The organism is Sinomonas sp. B1-1, assembly GCF_050474465.1.
Taxonomy (GTDB): domain Bacteria; phylum Actinomycetota; class Actinomycetes; order Actinomycetales; family Micrococcaceae; genus Sinomonas; species Sinomonas flava.
In genome coordinates this window covers 87,800-105,384 of the sequence record NZ_JBCHVF010000002.1, presented here as the reverse complement: position 1 = coordinate 105,384, position 17,585 = coordinate 87,800, and the positions used below count along the sequence as shown (strand labels likewise).

The window sequence follows — 17,585 nt, the reverse complement described above, 5'->3', positions numbered from 1 at the left end:
CGTAGCATGCACCCATGCTGCGTCCCGACGACTACAGCGCCCCCCTTGAGCGCGCGGCGCACCACGCACGGAGCTGGCTCGCCGGCATCCCCCAACGGCACGTCGCACCGCGCACGACGGCGGATCGTCTCGCCGAGGCGTTCGGCGGCGGCCTGCCCGAGGAAGGCCTGGACGCAGCCGCCACCGTCGACCTACTGGCCGCCACCGCGGAGCCCGGGCTCACGGCGATGGCCTCGGGGAGGTTCTACGGCTTCGTGATCGGCGGGACCCTTCCGGCGGCGCTGGCCGCCGACTGGCTCGTGAGCGCCTGGGACCAGAACACCGGCCTGCGCTTCGCGACGCCCGCCGTCGCCGCGGCCGAGGAGGCCGCGGGACGATGGGTCCTGGACCTCCTCGGCCTCCCGTCCTCGTCCGACGTGGGCTTCACGACCGGGGCGAGCATGGCCAACTTCGCAGGCCTCGCGGCCGCCCGGTGGCGCGTCCTGCAGCAGGCGGGGTGGGACGTCAGCGTCCGCGGGCTCGCCGGCGCTCCCGCCGTCCGGGTCCTCGTCGGAGCCGAACGCCACGACACGGTGGACATGGCCCTGCGCTTCCTCGGGCTCGGAGCACCAATCCCCGTGGCGAGTGACCGGCAGGGCCGGATCGATCCCGAGGCCCTGCGCACGCGGCTCGCGGCGGGGGAGGGGCCGGCCATCGTGTGCCTCCAGGCGGGCAACCTCCACTCCGGGGCGTTCGACCCGTTCGCCGAGGCCATCGCCGCGGCACGGGAGCACGGGGCGTGGGTCCATGTCGACGGCGCGTTCGGGCTGTGGGCCGCGGCGTCGTCCGCGACGCGCGGTCTCACGGCGGGCGTGGCCGACGCCGACTCGTGGGGCACGGACGCGCACAAGAACCTCAACGTGCCGTACGACTGCGGCATCGTCGCGTGCCGCGACGTCGTCGCGCTGCGCTCCGCCCTGGGGATGCACGGCGACTACCTCATGCACGATCCGCACGGGGACCACGGGCCGGGGGACCCGCTGGAGAAGGTGCCGGAGCTCTCCCGGCGAGCGCGGGGCGTGACAGTGTGGGCGGTCCTGCGCTCGCTCGGCCGCGCGGGCGTCGATGCCCTCGTCACCGGGCTGGTCGCGCACGCCCAGGAGCTCGCGCGCCGCATCGGCGAACTCCCCGGCGCCGAGGTGCTCAATAACGTGGTCTTCAGCCAGGTCTCGCTCGCGTTCGGTTCGGATGCCCGGACCCGAGCGGTGGCCGACTGGCTGATCGAGGACGGCAGGGTGTGGATGACGGCGTCGCGCTGGCAGGGCCGCGCGGTGCTGCGGATCTCCGTGGCCAACTGGTCCACGGACAGTGCGGACGTCGAGGTCTCGGTCGCCGCGGTCCGCGATGCGCTCGCCGCGACCGAGGGGCTCTGAGGGCCCTCAGGCCGGGGCGAGGGGCGCCGAGCCGATCCGGTCCTAGGCCACGCCCGCGACGCCGAGCAGGCTGCCGAGCCCGAACGTCGCCGCGAGTGCGAGGGCGCCGCCGAGCACGACCCGGGTGGAGGCCCGGAGCCGGGACCCGCCGCCGATCCACGCGCCGACCCAGCCGGTGATCGCCAGGGCCACGAGCACGGTCACGAAGGTGAGGGGGACGCGGACGCCTTCGGGGAAGAAGAGGATCGAGAGCATGGGCAGGACCGCGCCGAGGAGGAATGCGACGGCGGAAGCGGCGGCCGCGTGCCAGGGGCTCACGATCTCGTCCGGGTCGATCCCGAGCTCGATGTCCAGATGGGCGCGGAGGGCGTCCTTCTCGGTGAGCTCGTGCGCGACTCTCGTGGCGGTCTCCTCGCTGAGCCCCTTGGCCCGGTAGAGCGACACGAGCTCGGCCAGTTCGGCCTCGGGCTGGTCGCGCAGCTCGTCCGTCTCCTTCTTGATGAGGTGCTTCTGGCTGTCGCTCTGGCTGCTCACCGAGACGTACTCCCCGAGGGCCATCGAGATCGCTCCGCCGACCACGGCCGCAGCGCCCGCGGTGAGAATCGGGCCGGTCTCGGCGGTCGCGCCGGCGACACCCACGACCACCGCCGCCACCGAGACGATGCCGTCATTGGCACCGAGGACCCCCGCGCGCAGCCAGTTGAGCTTTGCGGCAAGGTCCGTTCCCTGGGGCTCGGCGTGGAGGTGCGTGACAGATTCGCTGCTCATGGATCCCACTGTCGCACCGGCCGCCCCGCCGTGCCAGCGAAGCAAGCCTAGCCTCAGCCGCCGGGGGTGGCGGCCGGGGACGGCTGCGGCGCCCGCGACGCCGCACTGCGTGCCTCCGCATGGCCGGGGAAGGCCTCCTCCTCGGGTGTGATGCCGAGCGCGGCGAGCCGTCGGGCAGCCGCGGCCAGTCCGTCGGCAGCCGCCTCCCGCTGCTGGGGGGCAGCTGCGCCCACCAGCTGCGACCACGCCTGGGCAGCCGAGTCCTCGAGCGCGGCGAGCGATGCCGGGCTCGCGGCGTCGGGGGCGAGGGCGAAGCCGGGCGCATCGGCCGGCGGCCGGACGCAGGAGGCGTCGGCGATGGCCCGCGCTGCGTCTTCCTGCGAAGCGTGCGCGGCCGCTGAGGCCAGATGCCCGGCGCGCACGGCGCCCTCGGACCGCGCGGCCAGGACCGTGTACGTCCACACCGCAGCCTGCTCGGCCCGCACCGTCGTCGCGAGCTCGCTGCTGCCCTGCGCCGAACCGGCACTGGGTGCCCCCGCGGACGACGGTCCCGCCGAGGACGGGCCCCCCGCGCGGTTGCATGACGGGACGGACGACGGCGACGGTTCCGCCGAGGGCACGGCCGGCGGCTCCGTCGGGGGTGAGGCAGGCGGGGATGCTCCGCGGACGGCCGCGCGGAGGCGTTCGGCCTGGACCTGCAGGCCCGCGGCGAGCGATGCCAGCAGCCGGGCGGTCGGCCCGTCGACGCCGCCCAGATCCCGGCGCCTGGCCTGTGCGCTCGTGTCCAGGGCCTCCGCGAGGCCAGGTGCATCGGCTGGCGGCGTGGCGGCGGGCGCCGGCGTCGTCGGACTGGCCGGGCCCGGAGACCCCGCGAGGAGGCCGCGCTGCAGGTCCAGCACCCGCGCGGCCCGCGCTGCGGCCTTCTGCACGCCGTCGACCTGAGCCGCGGCGCCAGGCGCGGCCAGCCCTGCGGCGGCAGCGGCGAGGAGGGCGGCGTCCGCTTCGGCGCGCGCGAGCGCGGTCTCGCGCGCCGTCGGGCCCGGGGGGACGGCGCCCGGGGCCGCGAGGAGCGCCGTCCCGGACCCGACGGCGAGGGCCACACCGACCGCGGCGAGCCACATCCCAGTGCGCCTCCGTCGCCGCGCGTCGGGACGGGCGGGGCCAGGGGTGGTGGAATTCACGGTCTCGATGATGCCACGGCCCCGCGAAGCTGCCGCGCGCGGGCGGCGGGAACCGATAGTCTAGGAGGACAACTGAGTTATAAGGAGGCGGACCCCCCATGTCCGAGCCCGATCTGCCCTCGCCGGGCATCCCGACGCAGGCAGAGCCGGTGCCGCATGCGAGCGGAGAGGAATCCCGGCTCCGGGAACTGCTCGAGCCCTCCGTCCTCAGCCGCCGACTCGTCCTCGAGGGCGTGTCCGTCAAGACGGCCGGGAAGCGCCGGACCGTCCAGATCGTCGTCGATCTTCCGGATGACGAGACAGGGGGCGTCTCCCTCGACACGATTGCGGAGGTCTCCCGCGAGCTCTCCGAGCTCCTGGACGCCGACCCCGATTCGGACACCCGCCCCTACGACCTCGAGGTCTCCTCGCCCGGTGTGAGCCGGCCGCTGACGGAACCGCGCCACTGGCGGCGCGCCCGCGGCCGGCTCGTCAAGGTGAACGTGATCGGCGGGGAGAACGTCACCGGCAGGCTCACCGAGGTCGCGGACGACGGCGTCGTGGTGGTCCCCGACCTGCCGGCGAAGAAGGGCGTGAAGCCGAAGCCGGGAGAGCCGGTCAGGCTTCCCTTCGAGCAGATCCGCAGCGGCAAGGTGGAGATCGAGTTCTCGCACCTCGACGACGCCGCCGCGCCGGGCGCGGACGGCGCCGCAGACCACGCTGACACCGAGAACGCCGAGGAGGCCTAGTGGACATCGACATGAGCGCGCTGCGCCTGCTGGAGCGCGAGCGCGACATCCCCGTCGACAAGCTCATCCCCACGATCGAGCAGGCGCTCCTGCTCGCCTACCACAAGTCCCCCGGGGCGATCGACCGCGCGCGCGCCGAGGTGGACCGCCGCAGCGGCCACGTGACCATCTGGGCGACCGAGATCGACGACGAGGGCAACCCGGTCGGCGAATTCGACGACACCCCCGAGGGGTTCGGCCGCATCGCCGCCATGACCGCCAAGCAGGTCATCCTGCAGCGCCTGCGCGATGTGGAGGACGACAACGTCCTCGGCGAGTTCAAGGGCCGCGAGGGCGAGCTCATCGCGGGCCTCATCCAGCAGGGCCACAACCCGAACATGGTGCAGGTGAACCTCGGCGCCGTCGAGGCAGTCCTGCCGCCGCCCGAGCAGGTCCCCGGCGAGAAGTACCTCCACGGGTCCCGCATCCGCGCCTACGTCGTGGACGTCCACCGCGGCCTCAAGGGCCCCTCGATCACGCTCTCGCGCTCGCACCCGGGCCTCGTCAAGAAGCTCTTCGAGCTCGAGGTCCCCGAGATCGCCGAGCGCAGCGTCGAAATCGTCGCGATCGCCCGCGAGGCCGGCCACCGGACCAAGATCGCCGTCCGCGCCAACATTCCGGGCGTCAACGCCAAGGGGGCGTGCATCGGCGAGATGGGCTCCCGTGTCCGCGCCGTCATGACCGAGCTGAACGACGAGAAGATCGACATCGTCGACTACAGCGACGACCCGGCGACGTTCATCGCCAACGCGCTCTCGCCGTCGAAGGTCACCAACGTGACCATCGTGGACGAGGCCACCAGGTCTGCGCGCGTGCTCGTTCCCGACTACCAGCTCTCGCTCGCCATCGGCAAGGAAGGGCAGAACGCCCGCCTGGCCGCGAAGCTCACGGGCTGGCGCATCGACATCGGCTCCGACACCCAGTCCTGACCGTCCGAGGTCAGGTCCCCGGCCCGGGAGCCCGCCATTCGGCGGTTCCCGGGGGGGAGGGTCTAGAATAGACGAGTCCGGGTCTGCGCCCGGCGGCATTGCGGGACGAGAGTCCCCGCCGGGCACTGCCCGGCCGAGGTGGGAGAGCAGGGATGAGGGCCAGTACTGACGCGCCGGCCGCGACCCATCCCCAGCGCACCTGCATCGGCTGCCGCCAGACCGCAGCCCGGTCGGAACTGCTCCGGCTGGTGAAGGACCTCGACGACGCCGCGCGCGTGGTCGTGGATCCGCGCCGCCGACTGCCCGGCCGCGGTGCGTGGCTGCACCCCGACTGGGCCTGCCTGAAGCAAGCCCTGCGACGGCGGGCGTTCCAGCGTGCCTTCCGGGGCGCGGTGGACCACCGCCCCGTCGAAGACTACTTCGGCACCTCCGTCCCGGCACCCGCCGGGGCGGACGATGACCTCCCTGAGGTCCACGTTGAAAGCGGGTCAGAAATCTGATGGACACCCGATGAGTCCCCGTCCCATGAGTGCGTAGCAATGATCACTCTGTTGCGCACCGCAAAGGGCTCTGAGGCGCACCCCCGCGCCGAGGGAGCCTGCAGCAAGCAGTAGACGGTCCGAGCCTGGCTCGGCGCGGACCGAGACAGGAGAAATGTGGCCAAGGTCCGCGTACACGAGCTCGCCAAGGAGCTCGGTATCACCTCTAAGGACGCCGTCGCCAAGCTCGCGGAGCTCGGCGAATTCGTGCGTTCTGCGTCCTCGACGATCGAGGCGCCCGTCGTGAAGAAGCTTCGCGACGCCTACCCCGCCGGTGGCGACAAGGCGACCCGCCCGTCGTCGTCCGCGCGTCCCGCATCGCCTGCGCGCCCTGCGCCGGCGCCCGGCCCGGCCCGCCCGGCCGCCCCCGCGCCGTCGCCCGCCCCTGCGCAGCGCGCCGCCGAGGCGGCCCGCCCCGCCGAGACCCCGCGCCCGGCCCCTGCCGAGGCCTCGCGCCCCGCGCCGTCCGCGCCGCGGCCCGCTCCCGCGCCTTCCGACCCCCGCCCGGGTTCAGATGGCCCGCGTCCCGGCGGCCGCTCGGGCGCTCCCGCCCGCCCCGGCACGAGTGGCCGCAGCGGTGAGGGCGCGCCGTCGTCGCGTCCGAAGGCGACCCCGGGTCCCCGCCCCAGCGGTCCCCGTCCGGGCAACAACCCGTTCTCGTCGTCCCAGGGCATGCAGCGCCAGGGGCGCGACGGCGATCGCGCCCCCCGTCCGGGCAACAACCCGTTCGCATCGTCCCAGGGCATGCCCCGTCCCGGCGGCGGCCGCGACGGCGACCGCCCGGGTGGTCCCCGCCCGGCGGCACCGCGCCCCGGCGGCACCTCCGGCATCCCGCGCCCCGGCGCTCCCCGTCCCGGCGCTCCGCGGCCGGGTGCTCCCCGTCCGGGCGCCCCGCGTCCCGGCGGCGCCGGTGGTCCCCGTCCTAACCCGGGCATGATGCCCCCGCGCACCGACCGGCCTCAGCCGGGCGCCCGGCCCGCCGGCACCGGCGGACGCGGCCCGGGCCGTCCCGGCGGTGGCCCCGGTGGCGGCGGTCCCGCTGGCGGCGGCTTCGGCAAGGGCGGCCGCGGACGCGGCGGTACCCAGGGTGCCTTCGGCAAGGGTGGCGCCGGTCGCGGCAAGCAGCGCAAGTCGAAGCGCGCGAAGCGCCAGGAACTGGAGCAGATGAGCGCACCGTCGCTCGGCGGCGTCTCGGTGCCCCGTGGCGACGGCAGCACCATCGTGCGCCTGCGCCGCGGCGCGTCCATCACGGACTTCGCCGAGAAGATCGATGCCAACCCGGCGTCGCTCGTCACGGTGCTGTTCCACCTCGGTGAGATGGCAACCGCCACGCAGTCCCTCGACGAGGAGACGTTCTCGGTCCTGGGCGAGGAGCTCGGCTACAAGATCCAGGTCGTGTCGCCGGAGGACGAGGAACGCGAGCTGCTCGAGTCCTTCGACATCGACCTCGAGGCTGAGCTCGAGGCGGAGACCGACGAGGACCTCGAGAAGCGTCCGGCCGTCGTGACCGTCATGGGCCACGTCGACCACGGTAAGACACGCCTCCTCGACGCCATCCGCAACACCAACGTGGTGGCCGGCGAGCACGGCGGCATCACGCAGCACATCGGCGCGTACCAGATCGCCTTCGACCACGATGACCGGCAGCGCAAGCTGACGTTCATCGACACCCCGGGCCACGAGGCGTTCACCGCTATGCGTGCCCGTGGTGCGCAGGTCACGGACATCGCGGTGCTCGTGGTGGCCGCGGATGACGGCGTCATGCCGCAGACCGTCGAGGCGCTCAACCACGCCCAGGCCGCGAACGTGCCGATCGTGGTGGCGGTGAACAAGATCGACAAGGAGGGCGCGAACCCGGACAAGATCCGCGGCCAGCTCACGGAGTACGGCCTCGTTCCCGAGGAGTACGGCGGCGACACCATGTTCGTCGACGTCTCGGCCCGCCAGAACCTGCACATCGACGACCTGCTCTCGGCGATCCTCCTCACGGCAGACGCCGCGCTGGACCTCCGTGCGAACCCGAACAAGGACGCGCGCGGCGTCGCCATCGAGGCGAACCTGGACAAGGGCCGCGGCGCCGTCGCGACCGTGCTCGTCCAGTCCGGCACGCTCCACGTCGGCGACACGATCGTCGCGGGCACGGCCCACGGCCGCGTCCGTGCGATGTTCGACGAGGACGGCGAGGCCGTCGAGGCCGCGACGCCGTCGCGTCCGGTCCAGGTCCTGGGCCTGTCCTCGGTGCCGCGCGCCGGTGACACGTTCCTCGTGACCGAGGACGAGCGCACTGCACGCCAGATCGCCGAGAAGCGTGAGGCTGCCGAGCGCAACGCCCAGCTGGCCAAGCGCCGCAAGCGGATCAGCCTCGAGGACTTCGACCAGGCTGTGGCCGAGGGCAAGATCGACACCCTCAACCTCATCCTCAAAGGCGACGTGTCCGGTGCCGTCGAGGCGCTCGAGGACTCGCTGCTCAAGATCGATGTGGGCGAGGACGTCCAGCTGCGGGTCATCCACCGCGGCGTGGGCGCGATCACCCAGAACGATGTCAACCTCGCGACGGTCGACAACGCGATCATCATCGGCTTCAACGTCAAGCCGGCTGAGCGCGTCGCCGAGCTGGCCGACCGCGAAGGCGTCGACATGCGCTTCTACTCGGTCATCTACGCGGCGATCGACGACATCGAGCTGGCCCTCAAGGGCATGCTCAAGCCGGAGTACGAGGAGGTGCAGCTCGGTACCGCCGAGGTGCGCGAGATCTTCAAGTCCTCCAAGTTCGGCAACATCGCCGGTTCGATTGTCCGCAGCGGCCTGATCCGCCGCAACGCCAAGGCGCGTGTGCTGCGCAACGGCGTCGTGGTGGGCGACAAGCTGACCATCGAGTCGCTCAAGCGGTTCAAGGACGACGCGACCGAGGTCCGCGAGGGCTTCGAGTGCGGTATCGGCCTCGGGTCGTTCAACGACCTCCAGCTCGAGGACATCATCGAGACGTTCGAGATGCGCGAGAAGCCGCGCTCCTAGTCGCCTCGAGGAGAAGGGGGTCCCGCACGGGGCCCCCTTTTCCCGGTGCCCCCGGGAGATGTCCCGGACCGACCCGACCACACGAAGGAGAACCACATGGCCGATCCAGCACGCGCCGCCCGGCTCGCGCAGCGCATCAAGGTGGTCGTGGCCGAGGCCCTGCGCAAGGCTGTCAAGGACGAGCGCGCCGAGGCCATCACCGTCACCGACGCCCGTGTCACCAACGACCTCCAGCACGCGACCGTGTACTACACCGTCCTCGGTGACACCGCCGCGGCCCAGGGCGCGCGCGACCTCCTCGAGGCGAAGAAGGGCGTGCTCCGCCGCGAGGTGGGGCGCAACCTGACGATCAGGCTGACCCCGACCCTTGAGTTCGTCGCCGACGAGATCCCCGTCAACGCCTCGCACCTCGAGGACCTCCTGCGCGAGGCCAAGGCCCGCGACGCCGAGGTGGCAAAGCTCGCCTCGGGCGCGCAGCCGGCCGGCGACGCCGACCCGTACCGCAAGGACGAGCCGGAGGACGACGACTACGAGGACGAGGGCGAGTTCGACGGCGTCGAGGAGCCCCAGGACTAAGCCTCACCTGAGGACGCGAGAAGCGGGCGGTGCCATCCGGCGCCGCCCGCTTCTGCTTGCCGCCTTGAGCGTCAGGGTGTCAGCTTCTGCGAGATGAGAGTCCCGTCTCCGAAGACGTCGGTTGTCGCGTAGAGCATGTTCCCCTGGACCGTCACGTCGGCGGTGAATGGCTTGTCGAGGAACGGCTGCGCAGTCTGCGTCCCAGCCGCTGCCTTGAGAACGCCACTGCCGAAGAGCGAAGCGATGTACAGGTTGCCCGAGCCGTCGAAGGCCAGACCGGTCGGGGACATGATGCCCTGGATCCACGGCTGGACGGTGCCCGTTGACGGGCTGACCCGGAACACGGCACCACGCGCGCCGAGGCTTGCATCCTCGGGACCACCTGGGAGCGAGGTGACGTAGAGCCATCCGTCCGAGCCGATCGCCACGTCGGTAGGCACAGGTTCGAAGTTGTAGGTCTGGCCGATACACGCCGGAAGTCCGTACTGCTCGGCGAAAGCCTGCGTGATGGTTGCGGGTCGGGGAGGCAGCACCGCCACTGTCTGAATGGCACCGGTGGTCAGATTGACGGCCAGCACATCATTGCCTCCCGCGTCCGCCACGTAGGCGGTGTTCCCCTGTACCGCCAAGGCGTACGGGTGGGAATCGGTCTCTCCCGTGTAGGAAGCCGGGAAGCCGAGACTGGTCAACTGGCTGGAACACTCCGCGGGGGCGTTCGGTCCCAGTCCGTAGTGCACGTCCCCGTCAGGATTGTGGGTGGTTTCGTAGGCACCAATCTGGTCTGTGATCGTCGTGGCCTTCCCCTTGGCGTCGACGGCCACAAGGTGCCCAGCGAGGGGGCGCGGGTCTTCCGGTCCGGCGCCTTGGCTCTCGACGACATACGTGCTGCTGCCCTGAGTAGCGGTCCCAGCGACGTCCCACTGCTCGTCTGCAGGGGGTGCGTACAGGACGGTCTTCGTTCCCCCCTCGATGCGCGTGAGCCTGCCGGCGAACTCTTCGGAGACGATGACGCTGTTGCCGGTCCCGGCAGACACGTGGAGTGGGCCTACCAGACCGTCGACAGGAGGCGGCGGGGATGGCGGCGCAGCCGTGGCTGGCCCGGCGGGAAGCACGATGAGTGCTCCAGCCGCGAGCAGTGCGAGCGACTTCTTCATTGAACTGACTCCTCACGTGGGATAACCCCGAGACTGCTGGCCAGTTCCCCCGGCAGAGAGCTTATCGGTGGCTTCAGCGCCCCGCTATGGGCGGGACGATCTGGGCGGCATCCATCGCTTCTTCTGCGTCGCCGAACCGTTCGCCAGCGGCCATAGCTCACAGAAAAATGTTTGTTCAAAAGAGCCATAGGGAAAGAGGAGGCGTGTCCGGGACCACACCGGCCGGACCTTCAGAGGGACAACAAAGACCGATCGCGGGCGCGGGCGACGAGGGCTCCATCCTCATCGGTACCGCCCGTCGAAGGAGAGAACACCCATGAAAGCCAAGATCATCGCCCCTGTGCTTGCCGCGACTCTTTCCGGAGCCGCGCTGATGGGAGCCGCCGTCCCCGCGTCGGCAGCCCCGGCACCAGCTGCGCAGCAGGCCGCGTCCACTCCGCGAGCCACAGCGCCGACCACCGTGCCGATCACAGGCACGGGTACCACGCTGGATGGAGCGTTGGCGACGTTCACCGGATCGTTCAACCTGACGCAGTTCGCCAATCAGAACGGCCAGTTGGTGGCTGTGGGTACGCTTACCGGTACCTTGACCGATGCGGCGGGTAACGTGCTCGGCACCGTGACCAACCTGCCCGTCTCACTTCCGGTTGGCGGTAATGCAACCACGGCGGGCACCTGTGACATCCTGCACCTCGACCTCGGCCCGCTGGACCTCAACCTCCTTGGCCTCAAGGTGCACCTGAACGAGGTCGTGCTCGACATCACCGCCCAGTCCGGCCCGGGCAACCTCCTCGGCAACCTGCTCTGTAGTGTCGCAGGCCTGCTCGACAAAGGGACGGGGCTGAACGGTCTTGCCAACCTGCTCAACCATCTGCTCGGCCTCTGAGCGACTCAGGCTGACGCCAACTAGGCAATAGCGGGTTCCGGAGCGGGCCCGGCCGAATCGGCCGGGCCCGCTCCGCATGTTCCGTACGATGGCCCCATGGCCGAGCCTCACACGAACGCGCAGTCCGCCGACGCCCAGACCTACCTCGAGCGGGCGATCGACGTGGCCGTCGCGAACGTGGCCGCTGGCGGCGGTCCGTTCGGCGCCGTCGTGGTCCTGCCCGACGGGCGCGTGTTCGAGGGGGAGAACCGGGTCACGCGGGACAACGACCCCACCGCGCACGCCGAGGTCGTCGCGATCCGGCGCGCCGCCGCCGTCGCGGGCTTCGACCTGAGCGGCGCGGCGCTGTACGCGAGCTGCGAGCCGTGCCCCCTGTGCCTCGCCGCGGCCCTCTGGGCGCGCGTCGCCTCGGTGCGATTCGCCGCGGACAGGCAGGACGCTGCCGCCGTCGGATTCGACGACGCGCTCTTCTACGAGTACTTCGACGCCGGCGAGGACGCTCACGGTGAGGGCTCGCTGATGCCGGTGGCCCGCTCCGCCGTGGCCGGCCGTGAACGTCCGTTCGAGGCGTGGAACGCGTTCGAGGGCCGCACCGAGTACTGAACGGCGGAGGCTCCGCGGCTCCATATACTGGAAGGCGTGCTTTCTGGACTGGTGATCGTGGACAAGCCGCGTGGGTGGACAAGCCACGACGTGGTGGGGAAGATCCGCAGGCTCGCGGGCACGCGCAAGGTGGGCCATGCCGGCACCCTCGATCCGATGGCGACCGGCGTCCTCGTCGTCGGCATCAACAAGGCCACCCGTCTGCTCTCGTACATCGTGGGCACGGAGAAGACGTACACCGCGACCATCCGGCTCGGCCAGAGCACGGTGACCGACGACGCCGAGGGCGAGGTCGTCGCCGAACGCATCGCCGCGGCGGTGACCGAGGAGCAGATCCACGACGCCGCCGCCCGCCTGACGGGCGAGATCCTGCAGGTGCCGAGCAGCGTCAGCGCGATCAAGGTGGCCGGGCAGCGCTCGTACGCGCGCGTCCGTGCGGGGGAGGAGGTCGCCCTCGAGGCGCGCCCCGTCACGATCCACTCGTTCGAGGTCCACGAGGTGCGCCGCCTCCGCGGCGGGAAGCTCCAGGACGTCGACGTGACGGTCCGCTGCTCCTCCGGCACCTACATCCGCGCCCTCGCGCGGGACCTCGGCGTCGATCTGGGCGTCGGCGGGCACCTCACGGCGCTGCGCCGAACCCAGGTGGGGCCCTACGGCATCGAGAAGGCCGCCACGCTCGAGGAGCTCGCCGAGGACCTCCGCGTCCTCGACCTCTCCGCGGCGGCCCGGTCGCTGCTGCCGGTGCGCGAGCTGAGCGCCGACGAGGCCGTCGAGCTCTCCTTCGGGCGCCGCATCCCGGCGACGGGGACCTCCGGGCTCACCGCGGCCTTCGCCCCCGAAGGCCCGCTCGTGGCGCTCGTGAAGGATGTGGGAGGGCAGGCCAAACCGGAGCTCGTGTTCGCCGCCCACGGTGACGACGCATGACCCCGGACCCCTTCTTCTTCGTCGGCGCCGCCATCTGCGCGCTGTCGCTGGTGATCTGCATCGTCGCCGCGGCGACCAAGACGTACCCGGGCGACGCCGCGATCGTGTCCGTGGCCGCCGTCGAGCTGTTCCTCGTCGCCTACGGCATTGGGGCTGCCATCCGCCAGGCCGGCGGAGAGGCGCTGCGCGGCGAGCCGTGGGAGTTCTGGGGGTACCTCGCGACGGCGCTGATCCTGCCCGTCGTTGCGTTCTGGTGGGCCGTCCTGGACAAGACCCGCTGGAGCAACGCCGTGCTCGCCGCGGTGCCACTGACCATTTTCGTGATGCTGTTCCGGATGGAGCAGATCTGGGACGGAGCCCCCCTGTCATGACCGATGACCCCTCGGGACCCAAGCCCTCCACCGGGACCACGGAGCACTCGCCCCGGACCCGCAGCGTCGGGCTGGGCAGGATCATCGTCGCCGTCTACGGCGTGTTCGCCCTGTCCTCGACGGCGCGCGCCGGCTACCAGATCGCGACCAAGTTCTCCGAGGCGCCGGTCGCGTACCTCCTGAGCGCTGCCGCCGCCGCCGTGTACATCGTCGCGACCGTCGCGATGGCCAAGCGCGGGGTGAGGAGCTGGTACGTGACGCTCGCGGCCATTGTCGTCGAGCTCATCGGGGTCCTCGCGGTCGGGACCGCGAGCGTCGTCGACGCCGAGGCGTTCCCGCACGACACCGTCTGGAGCGGGTTCGGGCGGGGCTACGGCTACGTCCCGCTCGTGCTGCCCCTCGTGGGGCTCGTCTGGCTGTTCGTGAACCGTCCGCGCACTCCTGCCGCCGGGCGCGGCGGGGCCCCTTCCGCGAGCCGGTAGGCTAGGGACGCGACATGCAGGCGACGAGGCGAGGACGATGGGCTTGATCTGGCACGGTGTGGACGAGGTTCCCGGTGACTTCGGCCCGACAGCCGTCACCATCGGCAACTTCGACGGCGTCCACCGCGGCCACCAGCAGGTCCTCGCTCGGCTCAAGGCCGCCGCCGCAGCCTCCGGCAGCCGGGCCGTCGCCGTGACCTTCGACCCGCACCCCGCCCGGGTCCACCGCCCGGACACGGCGCCGCACCTCATCATGGGCATCGAGGACCGGCTCGCCGCCCTGGCGGCCTACGGCCTCGACGCAATCCTCGTCATCCACTACACGCTCGAGTTCGCCCAGCAGACGCCCGAGGAGTTCGTGCGCGGCGTCTTCGTCGACGGGCTCAAGGCGAGCCACGTCGTCGTGGGCCACGACGTGCGCTTCGGCCGCGGCAACGCCGGCGACCTGGCGACGATGCAGGAGCTGGGGGAGCGGTTCGGCTTCGAGGTCGTGGTGGTCGAGGACTTCACCGAGCCCGCCGCGCCGGTCGAGCGCGGCCACGCGGACGACGCCGAGGAGCGCCGCTGCTCCTCGACGTGGGTCCGGGAGGCGCTCGACGCCGGCGACGTCCGCACCGCGGCAGAGATCCTCGGGCGCCCGCACGCCATGCACGGCGAGGTCGTGCACGGTGCGGCCCGCGGCAGGGCCCTCGGGTTCCCCACCGCCAACCTGGACCACGACTCCGCTGGCCACATCCCCGCCGACGGGATCTACGCCGGCTGGCTCGTCGACGAGAAGGGCACCCGCTGGCCCGCCGCGATCTCGGTCGGGTCCAACCCGACGTTCGCCGGCGTGGCGCGCCAGGTGGAGGCGCACGTGATCGACCGCCCCGACGAGGCACCCGAGGACTTCGACCTCTACGGCCAGCGCGTCGTCGTCGAGTTCGTCGAGCGGCTGCGCGGCATGGTCGCCTACCGCGGGCCCGAGGCCCTCATCGACCAGATGAAGCTCGACGTCGAGCAGGCCCACGCGATCCTCTCCGCCGCCGGGCGCTCGGTCTAGCCTCACCCCCGCCGAACCACGTTTCGACAGGGCGCGGCGCGGAGCGATAGAATCCTCTGTGGCCCTCGCTGCAGTCCGTGGCGGCCTGGGCCGCGCCGGATCCGCCGCCCACCAGCGAAAAGACCCGGCGTTCCCCGAGGACGCAGCGTTCTGCGGGCCGCACGGCACGACACGAGAGGTACCGAAACCACATGGCTTTGGATCCCGCCGTCAAGCAGGAGATCATCAAGGAATACGCGACCAAGGAAGGCGACACGGGCTCCCCGGAGGTCCAGATCGCCGTCCTGACGAAGCGCATCAAGGACTTGACTGAGCACATGAAGCAGCACAAGCACGACTTCCACACCCAGCGCGGCCTGCTCGCGCTGGTGGGTCGCCGCAAGCGCATGCTCGCCTACCTGCACGACACCGACATCGCGCGCTACCGCTCCCTCATCGAGCGGCTCGGCCTCCGCCGGTAGTCTGTGAGCGGCCCGTCTCTTTCTTCCAAGGGAAGCGGCGGGCCGCATCACCATCTAGCAAGCGTTCTCGTACCGACTAAGACAATCCATCGTGAGGCGCCGGCAATCTGCGGTCCTCGGTAGTGGCCTTTGCGGGCGTCCTCACGGGCCGCGCGAAGGGCCTCGATCGAAGACCGGGTTCCGCCGCCTCCGAGCAACATGAAACGGAGGTGGCTCTCCCATGGAGGGTCCCGAGATCCAGTTCTCAGAGGCCGTGATCGACAACGGCCGCTTCGGCCAGCGCGTTGTGCGCTTCGAGACCGGTCGCCTCGCCAAGCAGGCCGCCGGCGCCGCCATGGCGTACATCGACGACGACACCGCCCTGCTCTCCGCCACGACCGCGGGCAAGTCCCCGCGTGAGGGCTTCGACTTCTTCCCGCTCACGGTGGACGTCGAAGAGCGCATGTACGCCGCGGGCCGCATCCCCGGCTCGTTCTTCCGCCGCGAGGGCCGCCCTTCGACCGAGGCCATCCTCGCGTGCCGCCTCATGGACCGTCCGCTGCGCCCCGCGTTCGTCAAGGGCCTGCGCAACGAGGTCCAGGTCGTCGTGACCGTCCTCGCGATCAACCCCGACGAGCTCTACGACGTCGTCGCCATCAACGCGGCCTCGATGTCCACGCAGCTCGCGGGCCTGCCCTTCTCGGGCCCGATCGGCGGCGTCCGCGTCGCGCTCGTGCACGACGAGCACGGCGCCCAGTGGGTGGCGTTCCCGAAGCACTCGCAGCTGCAGCGCGCGACGTTCGACATGGTCGTCGCCGGAAGGATCGCTGGCGACGACGTCGCCATCATGATGGTCGAGGCCGAGGCCACCGACCACTCGTGGAGCCTCATCAAGGACGAGGGCGCCACCGCCCCGACCGAGGAGGTCGTGGCCGAGGGCCTCGAGGCCGCCAAGCCGTTCATCCGCGCCCTCTGCGAGGCCCAGCAGGACCTCGCAGACCGCTCCGCCAAGCCCACCGCCGAGTTCCCGGTCTTCCTCGACTACGAGCAGGACGCATACGACGCCGTCGAGGCGGCTGCCGCGGACAAGCTCGCCGAGGTCTTCCAGATCGCGGACAAGCAGAACCGCGAGAACGCTTCCGACCAGCTCAAGGCCGAGGTCCTCGCCCAGCTCGCCGGGCAGTTCGAAGGGCGCGAGAAGGAGCTCTCCGCGGCCTTCCGCTCGGTCACCAAGAAGGTCGTGCGCCAGCGCATCCTCAAGGACCAGGTCCGCATCGACGGCCGCGGCCTGACGGACATCCGCCAGCTCACGGCCGAGGTCGAGGTGCTCCCGCGCGTCCACGGGTCCGCGATCTTCGAGCGGGGCGAGACCCAGATCCTGGGCGTCACCACGCTGAACATGCTCAAGATGGAGCAGCAGATCGACTCGCTCTCCCCGGAGACGCACAAGCGGTACATGCACAACTACAACTTCCCGCCGTACTCCACCGGTGAGACGGGCCGCGTCGGCTCTCCGAAGCGCCGCGAGATCGGCCACGGCGCCCTGGCCGAGCGCGCCCTCGTGCCCGTGCTGCCGAGCCGCGAAGAGTTCCCGTACGCGATCCGCCAGGTGTCCGAGGCCCTCAGCTCCAACGGCTCGACGTCGATGGGCTCCGTGTGCGCCTCGACCCTGTCGCTGCTCAACGCCGGCGTGCCGCTCAAGGCGCCCGTCGCGGGCATCGCCATGGGCCTCGTGTCCGATGAGGTGGACGGTCAGACCCGCTACGCGGCGCTGACGGACATCCTCGGCGCCGAGGACGCGTTCGGTGACATGGACTTCAAGGTCGCCGGCACGTCCGAGTTCGTCACCGCGATCCAGCTCGACACGAAGCTCGACGGCATCCCCGCCTCGGTCCTCGCCGCCGCGCTCAAGCAGGCCCGCGAGGCCCGCCTGCACATCCTGTCCGTGATCAACGCCGCGATCGAAGGCCCGGACGAGCTCTCCGAGTTCGCCCCGCGCATCATCGCGATCAAGATCCCGGTGGACAAGATCGGCGAGGTCATCGGCCCCAAGGGCAAGATGATCAACCAGATCCAGGAGGACACGGGCGCCGACATCTCCATCGAGGACGACGGCACCGTGCTCATCGGCGCGACCGATGGCTCCTCGGCCGAGGCGGCCCGGGCAGCGGTCAACGCGATCGCGAACCCGCAGCTGCCCGAGGTCGGCGAGCGCTACCTCGGTACGGTCGTCAAGACCACCACGTTCGGCGCGTTCGTCTCGCTCACCCCGGGCAAGGACGGCCTGCTGCACATCTCCGAGCTGCGCAAGCTCGCGGGCGGAAAGCGCGTGGACAACGTCGAGGACGTCGTCTCGATCGGGCAGAAGGTCCAGGTCGAGATCACCAAGATCGACGACCGCGGCAAGCTCTCCCTCGCGCCCGTCGTGGCCGAGGACGGGGCTGCGGCCGAGGCGCCGGCCGAGCAGGCCGACGCTGCAGCGGCCGACGCGTAACC

17 protein-coding genes are annotated in these 17,585 nt (G+C 71.3%); 14 read left to right on the top strand and 3 right to left on the bottom strand.

The features are described from left to right. The first annotated feature begins 14 nt into the window (after positions 1–14). Complete coding sequence (locus ACQ5BE_RS05170; protein WP_430295898.1) at positions 15–1,412, top strand: pyridoxal phosphate-dependent decarboxylase family protein; 1,398 nt, start codon at positions 15–17, stop codon at positions 1,410–1,412. Positions 1,413–1,454: 42 nt separating this feature from the next. Here the strand turns inward: ACQ5BE_RS05170 and ACQ5BE_RS05165 are convergent, their stop codons facing one another. Together ACQ5BE_RS05165 and ACQ5BE_RS05160 are read right to left on the bottom strand one after the other, a co-directional pair. Then, on the bottom strand, positions 1,455–2,180 hold the full coding sequence (locus ACQ5BE_RS05165) for a VIT1/CCC1 transporter family protein (RefSeq protein ID WP_430295896.1): 726 nt from the start codon (positions 2,178–2,180) through the stop codon (positions 1,455–1,457). Positions 2,181–2,233: 53 nt separating this feature from the next. Further along, positions 2,234–3,361, bottom strand: coding sequence for a DUF4439 domain-containing protein (locus ACQ5BE_RS05160; protein ID WP_430295894.1), 1,128 nt, complete (start codon positions 3,359–3,361; stop codon positions 2,234–2,236). A 98-nt stretch (positions 3,362–3,459) separates the two neighbouring features. Here ACQ5BE_RS05160 and rimP point away from each other — a divergent pair, with 98 nt between their 5' ends. The 5 genes from rimP (at position 3,460) to rbfA (ending at position 9,187) form a co-directional block, all read left to right on the top strand. Further along, positions 3,460–4,089: a ribosome maturation factor RimP gene (rimP, locus tag ACQ5BE_RS05155; protein ID WP_430295892.1), complete on the top strand. Its 630-nt coding sequence runs from the start codon at positions 3,460–3,462 to the stop codon at positions 4,087–4,089. Next, a complete protein-coding gene (gene nusA, locus ACQ5BE_RS05150) occupies positions 4,089–5,057 on the top strand; it encodes a transcription termination factor NusA (protein ID WP_430295890.1) in 969 nt (322 codons plus the stop codon). The genes rimP and nusA overlap by 1 nt, the downstream gene beginning before the upstream one ends. Before the next feature lie 152 nt (positions 5,058–5,209). After that, positions 5,210–5,557, top strand: coding sequence for a YlxR family protein (locus ACQ5BE_RS05145; protein ID WP_430295888.1), 348 nt, complete (start codon positions 5,210–5,212; stop codon positions 5,555–5,557). A gap of 156 nt (positions 5,558–5,713) precedes the next feature. Further along, a complete protein-coding gene (gene infB, locus ACQ5BE_RS05140; protein ID WP_430295886.1) occupies positions 5,714–8,611 on the top strand; it encodes a translation initiation factor IF-2 in 2,898 nt (965 codons plus the stop codon). A gap of 96 nt (positions 8,612–8,707) precedes the next feature. Continuing rightward, positions 8,708–9,187 carry a 30S ribosome-binding factor RbfA gene (gene rbfA / locus ACQ5BE_RS05135; RefSeq protein WP_430295884.1) on the top strand — a complete coding sequence of 160 codons (480 nt, stop codon included), beginning with the start codon at positions 8,708–8,710 and terminating at the stop codon, positions 9,185–9,187. A 71-nt stretch (positions 9,188–9,258) separates the two neighbouring features. On the opposite strand, the gene ACQ5BE_RS05130 is transcribed toward rbfA, so the two are convergent. After that, on the bottom strand, positions 9,259–10,341 hold the full coding sequence (locus ACQ5BE_RS05130) for a ScyD/ScyE family protein (RefSeq protein WP_430295882.1): 1,083 nt from the start codon (positions 10,339–10,341) through the stop codon (positions 9,259–9,261). A gap of 316 nt (positions 10,342–10,657) precedes the next feature. Between ACQ5BE_RS05130 and ACQ5BE_RS05125 the strand changes: the two genes are divergently transcribed. The 8 genes from ACQ5BE_RS05125 to ACQ5BE_RS05090 all read left to right on the top strand — a co-directional run bounded on the left by ACQ5BE_RS05125 (position 10,658) and on the right by ACQ5BE_RS05090 (position 17,583). Further along, positions 10,658–11,227 carry an ABC transporter substrate-binding protein gene (locus ACQ5BE_RS05125; RefSeq protein WP_430295880.1) on the top strand — a complete coding sequence of 190 codons (570 nt, stop codon included), beginning with the start codon at positions 10,658–10,660 and terminating at the stop codon, positions 11,225–11,227. Between the two features lie 96 nt (positions 11,228–11,323). Then, positions 11,324–11,830 (top strand): nucleoside deaminase, encoded by a 507-nt coding sequence (locus tag ACQ5BE_RS05120; RefSeq protein ID WP_430295878.1) that lies wholly within the window; start codon positions 11,324–11,326, stop codon positions 11,828–11,830. A gap of 36 nt (positions 11,831–11,866) precedes the next feature. Then, complete coding sequence (gene truB, locus ACQ5BE_RS05115; RefSeq protein ID WP_430295876.1) at positions 11,867–12,754, top strand: tRNA pseudouridine(55) synthase TruB; 888 nt, start codon at positions 11,867–11,869, stop codon at positions 12,752–12,754. Then, entirely contained in the window at positions 12,751–13,125 is a 375-nt protein-coding gene (locus ACQ5BE_RS05110) for a hypothetical protein (protein WP_430295874.1), read from the top strand. Before truB ends, ACQ5BE_RS05110 begins: the two co-directional genes overlap by 4 nt. Continuing rightward, complete coding sequence (locus ACQ5BE_RS05105) at positions 13,122–13,607, top strand: hypothetical protein (RefSeq protein WP_430295872.1); 486 nt, start codon at positions 13,122–13,124, stop codon at positions 13,605–13,607. The genes ACQ5BE_RS05110 and ACQ5BE_RS05105 overlap by 4 nt, the downstream gene beginning before the upstream one ends. A gap of 37 nt (positions 13,608–13,644) precedes the next feature. After that, a complete protein-coding gene (locus ACQ5BE_RS05100; RefSeq protein WP_430295870.1) occupies positions 13,645–14,649 on the top strand; it encodes a bifunctional riboflavin kinase/FAD synthetase in 1,005 nt (334 codons plus the stop codon). Between the two features lie 191 nt (positions 14,650–14,840). Next, positions 14,841–15,110 (top strand): 30S ribosomal protein S15, encoded by a 270-nt coding sequence (gene rpsO / locus ACQ5BE_RS05095; RefSeq protein WP_066497233.1) that lies wholly within the window; start codon positions 14,841–14,843, stop codon positions 15,108–15,110. Positions 15,111–15,330: 220 nt separating this feature from the next. After that, complete coding sequence (locus tag ACQ5BE_RS05090) at positions 15,331–17,583, top strand: polyribonucleotide nucleotidyltransferase (protein WP_430295868.1); 2,253 nt, start codon at positions 15,331–15,333, stop codon at positions 17,581–17,583. Positions 17,584–17,585: the final 2 nt, after the last annotated feature.